Genomic DNA, 13,223 nt, shown 5'->3' with positions numbered 1-13,223 from the left:
GGAGACTACATGAAGACCAGACTGTTGATTGCCACCGTCATCGCCTACGCACTCGCGGCTCCGCTGCACGCGCAGAACGACAAGATGACGCCCATCGCGGCGCCCGCGCAACCGGACGCCATCGTGCTGAACACGGGCCCGCTGCCGGGTGCGAAAGCGCAGGAGAGCTGGCACAGCCAGTACGGCAGCGTCTTCGCGCGCAACGTCACGGTTGCGACCTTGACGCCGTTCCTGCCCGATCCCGCCAAGGCGACGGGCGCCGCCGTGATCGTCGCGCCGGGCGGCGGTTTCCGGACGCTGTCGATGAACAACGAGGGCTGGGACGTGGCGAAGGCGCTGGCCGACCAGGGCGTCGCCGCGTTCGTGCTGAAGTACCGCCTGAACCAGACCCCGCAGGACATGGGTGCATTCGCGGACGAGATGGCGAAGATGTTCTCGGGCGCTTCCCGCCCGAACCGTCCGCCGACCGATAATCCGGCCGTGACGCTGGCGCCGCAGATCGCCGACGCGCGCGCCGCGTTCGCGCTCGTGCGCGCGCGGGCGGGCACGTGGCACGTGGATCCGGACCGCATCGGCATGCTGGGCTTTTCGGCCGGCGCGATGCTGACGATGGCGACGACCTTGTACGGCCAGGACGCGAAGCCCGCGTTCATCGGCGACATCTACGGACCGCTCGCCGCCGTCAAGGTGCCGGCCGATGCGCCGCCGCTGTTCGTCGGGCTGGCGGCGGACGATCCGCTGTTCGGCAACGCCGGCTTCGGCCTCATCGACAGCTGGCGTACGGCCAAGCGGCCCGTCGAGTTCCACCTGTTCGAACAGGGCGGACACGGGTTCGGCATGTACCAGAAGGCGACCACCAGCACCGGATGGTTCGATGCGTTCTCACGGTGGCTGGGGATGCACGGCTATCTGAAGCCGAAGGCGTAATGCAACCGGGGCCGCTTCGAGCGGCCCCTTTTTTTTACTGTACCGCCGTCAGCGCCACATCGAACACGAGCCCCGCATTCGGGGGAATCGCCCCGGATCCGCTCGCGCCATAGCCCAGGCTGGACGGAATCAGCAACGTGCGCTTGCCGCCTACCTTCATGCCGGTCACGCCCTGGTCGAAGCCGGTGATCGCCTGCTTCTGTCCGAGCACGAACGAGAACGTGCCGCTGTCGAACTGCGTGCCCTTGTGGTCCGTCGCGGTGTCGCTGTACAGCCAGCCCGTATAAGTCACGGTCACGGTCTTGCCGGTGGCGGCTTCGGTACCGCTTCCCAGCACGACGTCCGTCGCGCTGAACTGGGCCGGATTGGCCACGGCGACGCTGCTGGACGACGAACCGCCACCGCCGCCGCCGCAACCGGCGAGGCTCAGGACAGCGACAAGGAGGGCGGCGCAGGCGCCAACGGCAGGCTTCAGTTTCATGGGTTCCCCGGTTGTTATAAAGGCACGCAACCTTATCGCAAGTCCACGTTTGGATTGCCTTTACATTTGTATTTCTTTGTTACAAGGTTGACGTTCTGAGCAGGCGCATCCGCAACAGATTGCCCGTCAATACGAAATAATTCGCGAAGGCAATTATATCGCGGCGTACACTGAATCGGTCGCGTCGGATCGACGACGCCGGATGACGAAAGATGCCCATGATCAGCCTCACCAAATTTTTTGAAGACGTCAAACTGCCCACGATCTCCGCGGTGGCCCACGCCCTGATCGAAACCCTCGACGACGACGACGCGTCCGCCAAGAAGGTGGCGACGATCATCGCGCGCGACCCGGCCCTGACGGCCAAGCTGATGCGCCTGGCAAACAGCGCCCGCTTCGGCTCGCGCCGCAACGTCAGCTCGCTCGACGACGCGGTCTCGCTCGCCGGCATGGCCCACATCCGCACGCTGGCGCTGGCCACGTGCTTCTCCGACGCCTTCCCGTCCCTGCCCGGCCTGGATTCCGACGAGTTCTGGAAAAGCAGCATGGCCTGCGCCGGCTACGCGAAGTGGCTCGCGGGCGGCATCGGCCTCGACGGCAGCGAAGCCTGGCTCGCCGGCATGATGCTGCGCCTGGGCGAACTGCTGATCTACCAGGTGGCCCCGACGACCTTCGCCGAGATCGAGGAACTGCCGCATCTGCCGGGCGGCCGCTGGGAACGGGAGCAGCGCCTGCTGGGCCTGTCCGAAGGCCAGATCACGGCGGAACTGGGACGCCGCTGGAACTTCCCCGACAAGATCGTGCGCGCGCTGGAGAATTCATCCGACCCGATGGCGGCGCACCCGTTCTGCCAGCTGGGCGGCATCATCCACCTGGCCAGCCTGCTGGCCGACACGCCCAGCGACGACCCCGCGATCCTCGATACCCTGCCGGCCGAAGTGGTCGACACGCTGCGCCTGTCGCGCGAATGGATGACGGTGCGCTTCCCGTCGCATGCGTCGTTCTCCGCCGAGCCCTGAACGATCGTGTAGCATGATCGGATCTGCAAGGAGCCGACCATGTCCTACCAGTCCACCCTCGAATTCAACACGTTCGGCCGCGGCAGCCGCGACATCACCGCGGCCGTCGCCGACGTCGTCACCCGCTCGGGCATCCGCTGCGGCCTCGCGCACGTGTTCGTCCAGCATACGAGCTGTTCCCTCCTGATCACGGAAAACGCCGACCCGGACGTGCGGCACGACCTGGAGACCATCATCCGGCGGCTCGTGCCGGATGGCGATCCGGCGTACCACCATGACACCGAAGGGCCGGACGACATGGCGGCACATGGGCGGACGATGCTGACGTCTACGTTCGTGACGGTGCCGGTCGGCGACGGGCAGCTGATGCTCGGGACGTGGCAGGGGATTTATTTGTGGGAGCATCGGGTGGCGGAGCATCGGCGTAACGTGGTTGTTACGGTGATGGGGGATGCCGCGTGACCATGACATCGACCTGACTGCCGGCGGCAAGCCGCGGGTCCTGTCGTTCGGGCTGCATTTCCCGGCAGCGGATGCGCAATCGACGAAACGCGCGAATCAGTTCGTGAGCGCCATCAACCGTTGACATCCGCTTTACCGGGAAAGCGGATTTCTCAGTCCTCGAACCGCGTCGGGTCGAACGTTTCCGACAGATCGTGGATGCCCTTGTACAGATCGGCCATGGCGCGCACATCGCTGCCCGACCTGTCGAGCAGGTGTGCCAGCGCCGGCGACAACGGCTGGGGCAGCCGGTCCAGGTCGCACCATTGATACCCCGGGCATCCCTCGATGCGCGGCTCGAATTCCTGGGGAACGACGGCGACGTAGTTATGCTGCACGAAGAATCGCGCATCGGAAAACGGCGTCAACCGGCTCAACGCGAGATCGCCTTCGTACGCGCAGCGGTCGGCGATCGTGTTGATCGCGACCTGCAGCGGCGACTGCCCGGCGAGGACGTCCGCGGTCCAGGTACTCCACTCGATCCCCGCACCGTCCGCAGGGACGCATTGCTTGACCAGCACGCGTCCGGTGTCCTCGGCAAGCACGATCGCGCAAGCGGAAATCCCCTGCCAGTCTCCACGGGCCGGTACGACCCAGCTCGGTCGCCTGACGAGGTCGGAGCCGGCCGCCGACATGCTGTGGATATTCGCCATGTTTACCTCAAAGTATCTGTCCAGCAACGACACGCACGGATCCGTCTGCAATTGCTTGCGGTACGGTTGCAGTTCGTGGTTCACTGATTATGCTTAACATTTATTCAACGTAGGACCACTCCTACATAATGTTAATCATCCCCGAGTTTCTTTTAACAGTCGAGCGATTTTCGCGAAGCGTGTTGTTTCCCGGCAGATCATTTTGTAACGGTTGCGACGTTGCAACAGAAATGGGCTTTTGTCAATACAATGAGGGTCTCGGTGCGTATGAAGAAAGAGATCGTCACACGCCGGTTCCTGTTACGCGAGTTCCAACCTGGTGATGTCGATCAATTTGTTGCTTACCAAACTGATCCCGGCTTTTCGATCTTTCACCATGAGGACGAACTCGGGAGCGTCCACGCCCGCAGCGTCTTTCAGCTTTTCCTGGATTGGCAGGCATCGACCCCTCGCTACAACTATCAATTCGCCATTTCGTTGTTAAACGATGATGCCAACCTCATTGGCAGCTGTGGCATTCGAATGGATGGATGCGCTGCTGGCGAGGCGGTATTTGGCGTCGAGCTGGCGCGCCCTTATTGGGGGCGTTACCGCTATTCGCAGGAAGTCGCGGAGGCATTGATCAGCTGGGCATTCGATGAATTGAAGTTATCGGCGTTAATCGCGGATACGGCGTTCGAGAACACTGCTGTCGCACGTTTGGCCGAATCGGCAGGCCTCGTTCGCACGCATGCGGATGAGAAGCAGTGGTGGCACCTGGAGCGGTCTGCCTGGCTTGCCAGGGTTGGATAGCAGCGCCATCGAGCCAGCCCTGTCAGTCCACCCACCACTCCGGTATCATGCAGGGATGAACCAGATTCCTTTCCTTCCGTTCGTCATTGGCGTTGCCGGCGGCAGCGGCAGCGGCAAGTCGACGGTGACCCAGCAGGTGCTGGCGTCGTTCGGCACCGAGATGGTGTCGGTCGTGATGCAGGACGATTACTACCGCGACCAGTCCGACCTCACCCCGGAAGTCCGCCGCAAGCAGAATTACGACCATCCGCAGGCCTTCGACTGGCCCCTGCTGGTCGAGCACGTCCAGGCGCTGCGCAATGGCGAAACGATCGAGATGCCGGAGTACGACTTCACGATCGACAACCGCTCGGAAAAAACCATTCCCGTCAAACCGGCTCCGGTCATCGTGATCGAGGGTCTGTTTGCGCTGTACGACGCGGACCTGCGCGACATGATGTCGCTAAAGATCTTCGTCGATACCGCCGCCGACGTCCGCTTCATCCGCCGCATGCAGCGGGATATCGCGGAACGCGGCCGCACGATGGACAGCATCGTCAACCAGTACCTGGAAACGGTCCGCCCGATGCACAAGCAGTTCATCGAGCCTACCAAGCGCTACGCCGACGTCATCCTGCCCCACGGCGCGAACGACCCGGCGGTCGACGTCATCACCACCAAGGTGGCGAGCGTCATCGGCAAGTTGACACCCTGATCGCCGGCGCGGCGCTGGCAGCCGGCTTCATGAACGCGAGCAGGTTGCCGCCGAGGACCAGCGCGACGCCACCGAAGGCCGGCAACGTCCAGTGATACCCCTCGAGCACGGTCGACACGCTCAACGCGACGACGGGAAACAGCACCGTTGAATAGGCCGCGCGGTCCGGCCCGATGCGCCCGACCAGCACCAGGTACGCCGTGAATGCGATGACGGAACCGGGGATGGCAAGGTAGAACAGCGCGCCCAGGTAGCGCGGGCTGGCGTCGAGCGTGAACGGCATGCCCAGCAACCATGCGCCGCCACCGACGATGGTCGAGCCGATCAGCATGGCCCACGTGTTGGTCAGCAGCGGCGTCAGGCCGAGCGCCTGCATCCGGCTCGACAGCAGGTTCCCCGTCGAGAAGCACACGGTACCCAGCAGCGACAGGCCCAGGCCCAGCAGCATGCCGTGGTCGTTCCAGTGGCCCTGCATCTGCGGCAGGAACAGCAGCGCGATGCCGGACAGTCCCAACAGGGAACCGACCAGCACCTGGCGCCGGATCGGACGCCCCATGAACAGGCGCAGGTTGACCGCGTTCCAGATCGGCGCGGTCGAAAAGACCACGGCCACGAGGCCGCTCGGTACCCACTGGCTGGCGTAATAAAAACACAGGAAATTACAGCAGAACAGGGCAATGCCCTGCGCGAGCAGATAGCGCCATGCCTGGCGCGGCGGCCACACTTGCCGGCGCGTGGCGAGCAGGAACAGCAACAGCACGGCGGCGGCGATCCAGAAGCGGTAGGCGATGGACACCGGGGCCGGGACGACGCCGAGCTGGAATTTGATCGCGATCCAGGTGGTGCCCCAGATGACGACGGTGAGCAGGTAAAGGAAGATATTCATGCTGCCATGATGGATGCGGCAGGCGGCGCGGACTTGTCTGGTCTTGCGCTTTTCCGCGGCCCTGTCGGTACAGGCTGCGGAAGAATGCTAGACTTTTTCGCATGCACTCCCGTCCCGCCCCCATCTCGCATGCCGTGTTCGACACCATGTGCGGCACCGACGCCACCCTCGAACGATTCGTGTGGCTGGGCGACGGCATGGCCGCGGCGATCTGGCAGCGCGACACCCATGAGGCGCTGACGGTCTACGACCGGCCCGGCCACCATACCCTCTCGTGCTACCTGGGCGGCGGCTACCGCACGGAACGCAGCGGCATGCATCGGCAGTACGGGGCGCCGCTGCGTCTGTGCACGCTGCCGGACGATCACGAATCGGAATGGGTCGTGCGCGACCATCTGCGCCTGCTGCACGTGTACTTCATGCCGGCGCATTTCACGCGCCGGGCCGTGGTGGAGCTGGACCGCGAGCCGCGCGAGATCACCCTCGCCGACCGCACCTACTTCGAGAGTCCCGCCTTGCTGCGCCTGTGCCAGGCGCTGATCGCGACGCCGTGGGAAGGCGCCGACAATCTGCTGCGCGCCAACGAAATCACCCACGACACGCTGAGCGAACTACTGCGCTCACAAGGCGTCCTGCGGCGCGAGCTGCGGCTCAAGGGTGGACTGGCGCCGCTGCTGCGCCGCAGGCTGGCCGACTACATCGACGCGCACCTCGCACATCCCATCACGCTCGGCGCGCTGGCGCAGGTGGCCTGCCTGTCGGAGTTTCACCTGGCGCGCATGTTCCGCGTCTCGTTCGGCATGCCGCCGTCGGCCTGGATCGCCCAGCGCCGCCTCGAGCAGGCCAGATCCCTGTTGAAGACCACCGCCATGCCCCTGCAGCAGATCGCCGACCTGTGCGGCTATGCCGACCTGTCGCACTTCGGCCATCGCTTCCGTGCCGCGACGGGCACGTCGCCGCGCAGCTATCGGCAGGCCATGACAATCACAGCGACACCCCGATCGTCAGCGTAACGACGTAGCCATTGACCGGATCCCCGCTCACGGACGCCATCTGCAGCGACGTCCCGTCGCTGAATACGTTATCGGTCGCATAGCTCATCGACGCCAGGTTGCGCGAGCTGGTGCTGTACGCCGTCGTCGCATAGGCTTCGTTCAGGGTCGCCATCGGGAATGTGAACTGCGAGGTCTTGACGCGGTTGGCGGCGCTCGTCGCCTTCGCGAGGCTCGGGTAGACCTCGAAGTGGATGTGCGGCATGCGGCCCGAGTAGCAGCCCGGGAAGATCGTCGTGAACGTCACGGTGCCCGTGCTGTCCGCCTCCTGCACGCCGCGCAGGTAGTTCTCGCCCGTCAGGCCGCTCGCGTACATCGAGTAATTGCCGTCGCGGTCGCAATGCCACAGGTAGACCGCGGCGCCGGCCGCGCTGGCGCAGCTCGCGCCCACGTTCACGATCTGCAGTTTCAGGGTCGTCGGGATGCCGGCCGCCGTCTTGCTGCCGGGGGAGACGCTCGTGCGGATGTCGCTGCGCACGATGCCGGACAGCGCCAGCGCGTTCGCGATGCCGTTGCCGTTGCTGTTGGTGCCGTCGCCCGGGTACGGGCCGCCCGTCTCCTCGGGGATGACGGAACAGGTGCCGGTCGTGGTCGTCGTGGTGCCGGTGCTGCCCGTGGACGACGTCGTCGACGACGCGGTCGTGTCGCCGGACGAACCTCCTCCTCCGCCGCAACTCGCGAGCGGCACGGCGGCGGCCGACGCGAACAGCCAGCGCAGCGACTGGCGCCGGCTGGTCTGGGTGGCGAGCATGCGCTCGAGGTCTTCGGCAAGGCTGTGGTGTGAATGATCCATGTGTCCCCCTGGGTTACTGAAGGCGCATTGTCGGATCGGAAAACGTTAAGCGCGGTCAACGACCGTAAAGCTGTGTAAAGACGCTGCATTTCGCGCCGCCCAGCCGCATTTCGCGCCGCACTGCCGACATGTCGTCGCACGCGCGCACGGGCACGCGGGGGCGCTGGCACAGTGGCACCAACTTAACGCACTTTACGGAGCCCGCCATGCTGATCCAGATCCTGACCCACACCCCACTCTACGTCTGGGCAATCCTCGCCTTTCTCGTCTACCGCGGCATGGCTGCGATGCGCGACCGCGACGTGGAAATCCGCAAGCTCGTCATCATTCCGGCCGTGATGCTGGTGCTGTCGCTGCAGGACATGAGCACGAAATTCGGTCTCGGCGGCTGGGCACTGGCCGCGTGGACGATGGCGGCGGCCGGCGTGGCGCTGGCTGCGGGACTGGCCGGCTCGGACCGCATCGCGGCGAGCGCGGTGCCGGGCCACGTGCGCGTACGCGGCAGCCGCCTGCCGCTCGTCATGATGATGGCCGTGTTCGTCACGAAGTACGTGGCCTCGGTGACGGTGGCGGTCGCGCCGCACCTGCGTCAGGACACGCTGTTCGCCTGCATCGTATGCGGCCTGTTCGGCGTCTTCAACGGGTGGTTCATCGGCCGCCTGGCGGGTGACCTGGCGGCTGTCCGCATGCTGCCGGCCGGCGCGGCAATCGCCTGAGATCAGCTGTACCCGATCCCGCGCGCCATCATGGCCGCGAAAATCGGGATCAAGGCGAACACGTGAATCTCCAGCAGCATCGTCCGGCGCAGCGCACTGACTTCGTCCAGCGCCGGGACGAACGCCGCATCCGCCTTCGCCCGCTTTTGCCAAGCGAGGATGCGCAACGTCGGCTTGATCGAGATGAGGCCAACGGCAGCGAACGCGGCGATCTTGGCCCAGAACATCGGGTTGTGCATGTAGAACTCCGCACCCTTCGCGCCGTACTTCACGCGCAGGAAGCCGACGACCAGGATCGCCAGCGCCATCACGCCATACGCCGCATCGAAGCGCCCGAGCAGGCGCACGGTCTGCGGCGACATCGAGGCGGGCCGCATCAGCGCCAGTTCGGCGGCCAGTGCGGATGCGATGCCGAATACGATCAGGTGGTGGACGATGGCGAGTACGAGGTCGGTCATGGCGAAATCGCTGGCGTGATGGGATAACGCCACTGTAGCAGAACCGGATCAGCGCAACATCGACTCCCACACCTTCTGCAGACGCTTGCTGGACACCGGCATCGGCGTACGCAGCTCCTGCGCGAACAGCGACACGCGCAGTTCTTCCAGCATCCAGCGGAACTCGATCATGCGCGGGTCGAGGTTCTTCAGCGGCTGGTTTTTCACGGTACGCTGGAACTGGGTCGCCGCCGTCTGCCACTCCGCCATCAGCTGCGCGTCGCGCGCGGGATTGCCGCGCAGCTTTTCGAGACGCACGTTCATCGCCTTCAGGTAGCGCGGGAAGTGCGCGAGCTGGCTGTACTCCGTCTCGGCGATGAAGCGCTTGTGCACGAGCCCCTGCAACTGCGCCTGCATGTCGCTCGCGACGGCAGGCGGCAGGCCTTGCAGGCGCTTCGGCAGGCCGTGGAACTCGGCGAGGATCTGGCCGGCGAGGCGCGCCGTCTCGTTGATCAAGAGACCGATGCGGCCCTTGCCCTCGTCCTTGCGCTTGTTGAACGATGCGGCGTCATGCGGCAGCGGGTCCTGCAAACAGGCGATCTCGATGGCCTTGTTGACGATCTGCTCGCGCAGCTCGTCCGGCGTACCCACCGACATGAACTGCATGCCCATCTGCTGCAGGCCCGGCACGTTCTTTTCCGCGAACTTGAGCTGGTCCTTGAACTGCAACGCGAACAGGCGACGCAGGCCCATGCGGTGCGTGCGCGCCGCCACGTTCGGGTCGTCGAAGACTTCCAGGTCGCAGTGCGTGCCCTTGTCGACGAGCGCGGGGAAGCCGATCAGCGTGATCTTCCCTTGCGTGATCTCCAGCAGTTCCGGCAGCTCGCCGAACGTCCAGCCGGTGATGTTCGTGTGGGCGGTCGGCGCGGCAGGTGCGGCCGGTGCCGGCTTGCCTTTCGCTGGCGCGGGCGCCGCCTGCTGGGTCAACGGCTTCGCAGCCGCCTGGCCGGCAGCCGGCGTCGTCTCCGCCATGCGCTGGAAGCTCTGGCGCGCCTGGCCGCCCAACTCCGCCTGCAAGGTGGCCAGATTGCGGCCCATGTCGAGCTGGCGGCCGTGTTCGTCGACCACCTTGAAGTTCATGAAGAGGTGGGCCGGCAAGGTCTCCAGCTTGAAGTCCGTCGTCATCACGCGCACGCCCGTCTGCGCGTGGATGTCGGCGATGAGCGCGTCGATCAGGTCGCCGCGGCCGAACTGCACGGGGTCTTCGTTGCGCTCGAAGAAGCGCGCGGCGTACTCCGGCAGCGGCACGCAGTGGCGGCGCAGCTTCTGCGGCAAGGATTTCAGCAGCAGCTGCACTTTTTCCTTCAGCATGCCCGGCACGAGCCAGTCCGCGCGCTCGCGCGGGATCTGGTTCAGCGCGAACAGCGGCACGGTGAGTGTGACACCGTCACGCGGGCTGCCCGGCTCGAAGTGATACGACAGGCCCATCTCGATGCCGGTGACGTTCATCGTCTTCGGGAACAGCTCCGTCGTGACGCCCGCCGCTTCGTGGCGCATCAGTTCTTCGCGGTTCAGGTACAGGAGCTTCGGGTTGTCGCGCGACGCGTCCTTGTACCACTTCTCGAAGCCCGCGCCGTTCACGACGTCCGACGGGATCTCGTTATCGTAGAACGCGTAGATCAGCTGGTCGTCCACGAGCACGTCCAGGCGGCGCGACTTGTGTTCGAGGTTCTCGATTTCCTTGATCAGCTTGTGGTTGTGCGCGAAGAAGGGCGAACGCGTTTCGTAATCGCCGCCGACCAGCGCGTCGCGGATGAAGATCTCGCGCGCCTCGGCCGGATTGTGCTGCGCGTAGTTGATGCGGCGCTGGCTGTAGACGACGATGCCGTACAGGGTCGCACGCTCGCTGGCCGTGACCTGCGCCGTGCGCTTTTCCCAGCGCGGCTCACCCCACGATTTTTTCAGCAGGTGGCCGCCGATCTTCTCGACCCACTCCGGCTGGATCTGGGCGATGCAGCGCGCGTACAGGCGCGTCGTCTCGACCAGCTCCGCCGCCATGATCCATTTACCGGCCTTCTTGCCGAGCGTCGAACCCGGCCAGATGTGGAACTTGATGCCGCGCGCGCCCAGGTACGCGCCGCCGGTTTGTCCGCCCTCGTCTTCCATCTTGTAGCCGATGTTGCCGAGCAAACCAGTCAGCAGCGCCATGTGCAGCTGCTCGTACGTCGCGGGCGCATCGTTGAGGCGCCAGCCCTGTTCCTTCACGATCGTGAGCAGTTGCGAATGCACGTCGCGCCACTCGCGCAGGCGCACCTGCGACAGGAAGTTTTCGCGGCAGTTGTCCTGCAACTGGCGGTTCGTCTTCTTGTGCTCGATGGCTTGCTCGAACCAGCGCCAGATCTTCAGGAAGCCCAGGAACTCGCTTTTCTCGTCCGCGAATTTCTTGTGCTTCTCGTCGGCCTGCTGCTGGTATTCCATCGGCCGGTCGCGCGGGTCCTGCACGGACAGCGCGGACGCGATGATCAGCATCTCGGTGAGGCACACGTTGTCGACGGCGGCCAGGATCATGCGGCCCACGCGCGGGTCGAGCGGCAGCTTGGCCAGCTTGCGGCCCATCGCGGTGAGTTCGTTGGCGTCGTCGACGGCGCCTAGTTCCTGCAGCAACTGGTAACCGTCGGCGATGGCGCGGCCCTGCGGCGGTTCGACGAACGGGAAGGTCTCCACGTCCGTCAGGTGCAGGGACTTCATGCGCAGGATGACGGCCGCCAGCGACGAGCGCAGGATTTCCGGGTCCGTGAATTTCGGCCGCTGCAGGAAATCGTCTTCCTCGTATAAACGGATGCAGACGCCGTCCGCGACGCGGCCGCAACGGCCCGCGCGCTGGTTGGCGGCGGCCTGCGAGATCGCCTCGACCTGCAGCTGCTCGACCTTGTTGCGGTAGCTGTAGCGTTTTACGCGCGCCAGGCCGGCATCGACGACGTAGCGGATGCCGGGCACCGTCAGCGACGTCTCGGCCACGTTCGTCGCGAGGACGATGCGGCGCGCGTTCGTCGTGCGGAACACGCGGTCCTGTTCTTCGACGGAGAGTCTCGCGAACAGCGGCAGGATTTCCACGTGCGGCGGATGATGTTTTCTCAGCGCCTCGGCACAGTCGCGGATCTCGCGCTCGCCGGGCAGGAACACGAGCACGTCGCCCTGGCCCAGGCGGCACAATTCGTCGACGCCGTCGACGACGGCATCCATCAGGTCGCGCTTGTCGCGCGCGGCCTGCGCTTTCGACATCGATTTACCGTCGGCGGCCGGTGCGAATTCCTGGTCGCGTTCGACCGGGCGGTAACGCACCTCGACCTTGTACAAGCGGCCCGACACTTCGATCACGGGTGCCGGCTTCTCGGGCGTGCCGAAGTGGCGCGCGAAACGGTCGGCGTCGATCGTCGCGGACGTGATGATCACCTTCAGGTCCGGGCGACGCGGCAGGATCTCCTTCAGGTAGCCGAGCAGGAAGTCGATGTTCAGGCTGCGTTCGTGCGCCTCGTCGATGATGATCGTGTCGTAGGCCTTCAGCAGCGGGTCGGTCTGCGTCTCGGCCAGCAGGATACCGTCCGTCATCAGCTTGACCCAGGCGCCCGGCGACAGTGTGTCGTTGAAGCGGACCTTGTAGCCCACGTGCTCGCCCAGCGGCGAACCCAGTTCGTACGCGATGCGCTTGGCCGTCGACGACGCGGCGATGCGGCGCGGCTGCGTGTGGCCGATCATGCCCTTTTCGCCGCGGCCCAGTTCCAGGCAGATCTTCGGCAGCTGCGTCGTCTTGCCCGAGCCGGTTTCGCCGGACACGATCACGACCTGGTTCTCCATCAGCGCCTTCGCGATTTCGGCGCGGCGGCCGGAGACCGGCAGGTCTTCCGGGAAGGTGATGGGCGGGAGCGGATTGCGCACGGCCTCTTTGCGCGCCTCGTTGCGCGGAGGGCGGTCTGTGCGCGGACGTGCGTCGCCTTCGCGCTGGCGCGGCGGGCGTTCCTGCTTGCCGTCGCCGACGTCGGCACGCGGCGCACGCACCTGCGCCTGCGCGAGCGCGTTCGCGAGCGCGCCCTCGCGCGCAGGCGGGCGCGGACCGCGACGGGCGTCGCTGCGCGCAGCCGGGCCTTCACTGCGCGGTTGCGAAGAACGGTCGGGGGATGCGGCGCGCGCCGGCTTGGGCGCAGGCTTGTTACTCTGTTCAGACATTGATTTTTACGAGGATTTGGTGCGCAAGTCGCGCAGCGAATTATAATG

The 13,223-nt window shown here is 65.4% G+C and carries 14 protein-coding genes; 8 read left to right on the top strand and 6 right to left on the bottom strand.

The window, feature by feature from the left end; all coding sequences use genetic code 11:
* Positions 1-9: 9 nt before the first annotated feature.
* The gene (locus P0M04_RS15785; protein ID WP_259451617.1) at positions 10-927 is read left to right on the top strand and encodes an alpha/beta hydrolase; all 918 of its coding nucleotides are present in this window, start codon (positions 10-12) and stop codon (positions 925-927) included.
* Positions 928-961: 34 nt separating this feature from the next.
* Here the strand turns inward: P0M04_RS15785 and P0M04_RS15780 are convergent, their stop codons facing one another.
* Positions 962-1,408, bottom strand: coding sequence for an FKBP-type peptidyl-prolyl cis-trans isomerase (locus P0M04_RS15780; RefSeq protein WP_259451618.1), 447 nt, complete (start codon positions 1,406-1,408; stop codon positions 962-964).
* 218 nt (positions 1,409-1,626) lie between these two features.
* Between P0M04_RS15780 and P0M04_RS15775 the strand changes: the two genes are divergently transcribed.
* From P0M04_RS15775 to P0M04_RS15765, 3 genes are read left to right on the top strand one after another with little or no spacing between them, the layout of a single operon-like run.
* A complete protein-coding gene (locus tag P0M04_RS15775) occupies positions 1,627-2,427 on the top strand; it encodes an HDOD domain-containing protein (protein ID WP_259451619.1) in 801 nt (266 codons plus the stop codon).
* A 39-nt stretch (positions 2,428-2,466) separates the two neighbouring features.
* Positions 2,467-2,889 (top strand): secondary thiamine-phosphate synthase enzyme YjbQ, encoded by a 423-nt coding sequence (locus tag P0M04_RS15770; RefSeq protein WP_259451620.1) that lies wholly within the window; start codon positions 2,467-2,469, stop codon positions 2,887-2,889.
* Entirely contained in the window at positions 2,879-3,013 is a 135-nt protein-coding gene (locus P0M04_RS15765; RefSeq protein WP_259451621.1) for a hypothetical protein, read from the top strand. Before P0M04_RS15770 ends, P0M04_RS15765 begins: the two co-directional genes overlap by 11 nt.
* A gap of 28 nt (positions 3,014-3,041) precedes the next feature.
* On the opposite strand, the gene P0M04_RS15760 is transcribed toward P0M04_RS15765, so the two are convergent.
* On the bottom strand, positions 3,042-3,581 hold the full coding sequence (locus tag P0M04_RS15760) for a hypothetical protein (protein WP_259451622.1): 540 nt from the start codon (positions 3,579-3,581) through the stop codon (positions 3,042-3,044).
* A gap of 267 nt (positions 3,582-3,848) precedes the next feature.
* Between P0M04_RS15760 and P0M04_RS15755 the strand changes: the two genes are divergently transcribed.
* Positions 3,849-4,373: a GNAT family N-acetyltransferase gene (locus P0M04_RS15755; protein ID WP_259451623.1), complete on the top strand. Its 525-nt coding sequence runs from the start codon at positions 3,849-3,851 to the stop codon at positions 4,371-4,373.
* Between the two features lie 55 nt (positions 4,374-4,428).
* The gene (gene udk / locus P0M04_RS15750) at positions 4,429-5,067 is read left to right on the top strand and encodes a uridine kinase (protein WP_259451624.1); all 639 of its coding nucleotides are present in this window, start codon (positions 4,429-4,431) and stop codon (positions 5,065-5,067) included.
* Here the strand turns inward: udk and P0M04_RS15745 are convergent.
* Entirely contained in the window at positions 5,045-5,953 is a 909-nt protein-coding gene (locus P0M04_RS15745) for a DMT family transporter (protein ID WP_259451625.1), read from the bottom strand. The genes udk and P0M04_RS15745 overlap by 23 nt on opposite strands.
* Before the next feature lie 101 nt (positions 5,954-6,054).
* Between P0M04_RS15745 and P0M04_RS15740 the strand changes: the two genes are divergently transcribed.
* Positions 6,055-6,966, top strand: a complete 912-nt coding sequence (locus P0M04_RS15740) for an AraC family transcriptional regulator (RefSeq protein WP_259451626.1) — start codon at positions 6,055-6,057, stop codon at positions 6,964-6,966.
* Here P0M04_RS15740 and P0M04_RS15735 read toward each other — a convergent pair.
* Positions 6,938-7,798 (bottom strand): dioxygenase family protein, encoded by an 861-nt coding sequence (locus tag P0M04_RS15735; protein WP_259451627.1) that lies wholly within the window; start codon positions 7,796-7,798, stop codon positions 6,938-6,940. The genes P0M04_RS15740 and P0M04_RS15735 overlap by 29 nt on opposite strands.
* Before the next feature lie 206 nt (positions 7,799-8,004).
* Between P0M04_RS15735 and P0M04_RS15730 the strand changes: the two genes are divergently transcribed.
* A complete protein-coding gene (locus P0M04_RS15730; RefSeq protein ID WP_259451628.1) occupies positions 8,005-8,514 on the top strand; it encodes a DUF6622 family protein in 510 nt (169 codons plus the stop codon).
* Between the two features lie 2 nt (positions 8,515-8,516).
* On the opposite strand, the gene P0M04_RS15725 is transcribed toward P0M04_RS15730, so the two are convergent.
* Together P0M04_RS15725 and hrpA are read right to left on the bottom strand one after the other, a co-directional pair.
* On the bottom strand, positions 8,517-8,972 hold the full coding sequence (locus P0M04_RS15725; protein ID WP_259451629.1) for a DUF2214 family protein: 456 nt from the start codon (positions 8,970-8,972) through the stop codon (positions 8,517-8,519).
* Positions 8,973-9,020: 48 nt separating this feature from the next.
* Complete coding sequence (gene hrpA / locus P0M04_RS15720; RefSeq protein ID WP_259451630.1) at positions 9,021-13,175, bottom strand: ATP-dependent RNA helicase HrpA; 4,155 nt, start codon at positions 13,173-13,175, stop codon at positions 9,021-9,023.
* Between the last annotated feature and the right edge of the window lie 48 nt (positions 13,176-13,223).

The sequence above is a fragment of the Telluria mixta genome (assembly GCF_029223865.1).
Lineage (GTDB): Bacteria > Pseudomonadota > Gammaproteobacteria > Burkholderiales > Burkholderiaceae_D > Telluria > Telluria mixta.
Note: the sequence above shows the minus strand (reverse complement) of the source record. Positions and strands in the feature narration are given on the sequence as shown.

Excerpts from the sequence above, each read along its gene's own strand:
- P0M04_RS15730 (WP_259451628.1), top strand. The coding sequence starts at position 8,005 with ATGCTGATCCAGATCCTGACCCACACCCCACTCTACGTCTGGGCAATC.
- P0M04_RS15755 (WP_259451623.1), top strand. The coding sequence starts at position 3,849 with ATGAAGAAAGAGATCGTCACACGCCGGTTCCTGTTACGCGAGTTCCAA.
- P0M04_RS15725 (WP_259451629.1), bottom strand. The coding sequence starts at position 8,972 with ATGACCGACCTCGTACTCGCCATCGTCCACCACCTGATCGTATTCGGC.
- P0M04_RS15740 (WP_259451626.1), top strand. The coding sequence starts at position 6,055 with ATGCACTCCCGTCCCGCCCCCATCTCGCATGCCGTGTTCGACACCATG.
- P0M04_RS15760 (WP_259451622.1), bottom strand. The coding sequence starts at position 3,581 with ATGGCGAATATCCACAGCATGTCGGCGGCCGGCTCCGACCTCGTCAGG.
- P0M04_RS15735 (WP_259451627.1), bottom strand. The coding sequence starts at position 7,798 with ATGGATCATTCACACCACAGCCTTGCCGAAGACCTCGAGCGCATGCTC.
- P0M04_RS15745 (WP_259451625.1), bottom strand. The coding sequence starts at position 5,953 with ATGAATATCTTCCTTTACCTGCTCACCGTCGTCATCTGGGGCACCACC.
- P0M04_RS15765 (WP_259451621.1), top strand. The coding sequence starts at position 2,879 with ATGCCGCGTGACCATGACATCGACCTGACTGCCGGCGGCAAGCCGCGG.
- P0M04_RS15770 (WP_259451620.1), top strand. The coding sequence starts at position 2,467 with ATGTCCTACCAGTCCACCCTCGAATTCAACACGTTCGGCCGCGGCAGC.
- hrpA (WP_259451630.1), bottom strand. The coding sequence starts at position 13,175 with ATGTCTGAACAGAGTAACAAGCCTGCGCCCAAGCCGGCGCGCGCCGCA.
- P0M04_RS15775 (WP_259451619.1), top strand. The coding sequence starts at position 1,627 with ATGATCAGCCTCACCAAATTTTTTGAAGACGTCAAACTGCCCACGATC.
- P0M04_RS15780 (WP_259451618.1), bottom strand. The coding sequence starts at position 1,408 with ATGAAACTGAAGCCTGCCGTTGGCGCCTGCGCCGCCCTCCTTGTCGCT.
- udk (WP_259451624.1), top strand. The coding sequence starts at position 4,429 with ATGAACCAGATTCCTTTCCTTCCGTTCGTCATTGGCGTTGCCGGCGGC.
- P0M04_RS15785 (WP_259451617.1), top strand. The coding sequence starts at position 10 with ATGAAGACCAGACTGTTGATTGCCACCGTCATCGCCTACGCACTCGCG.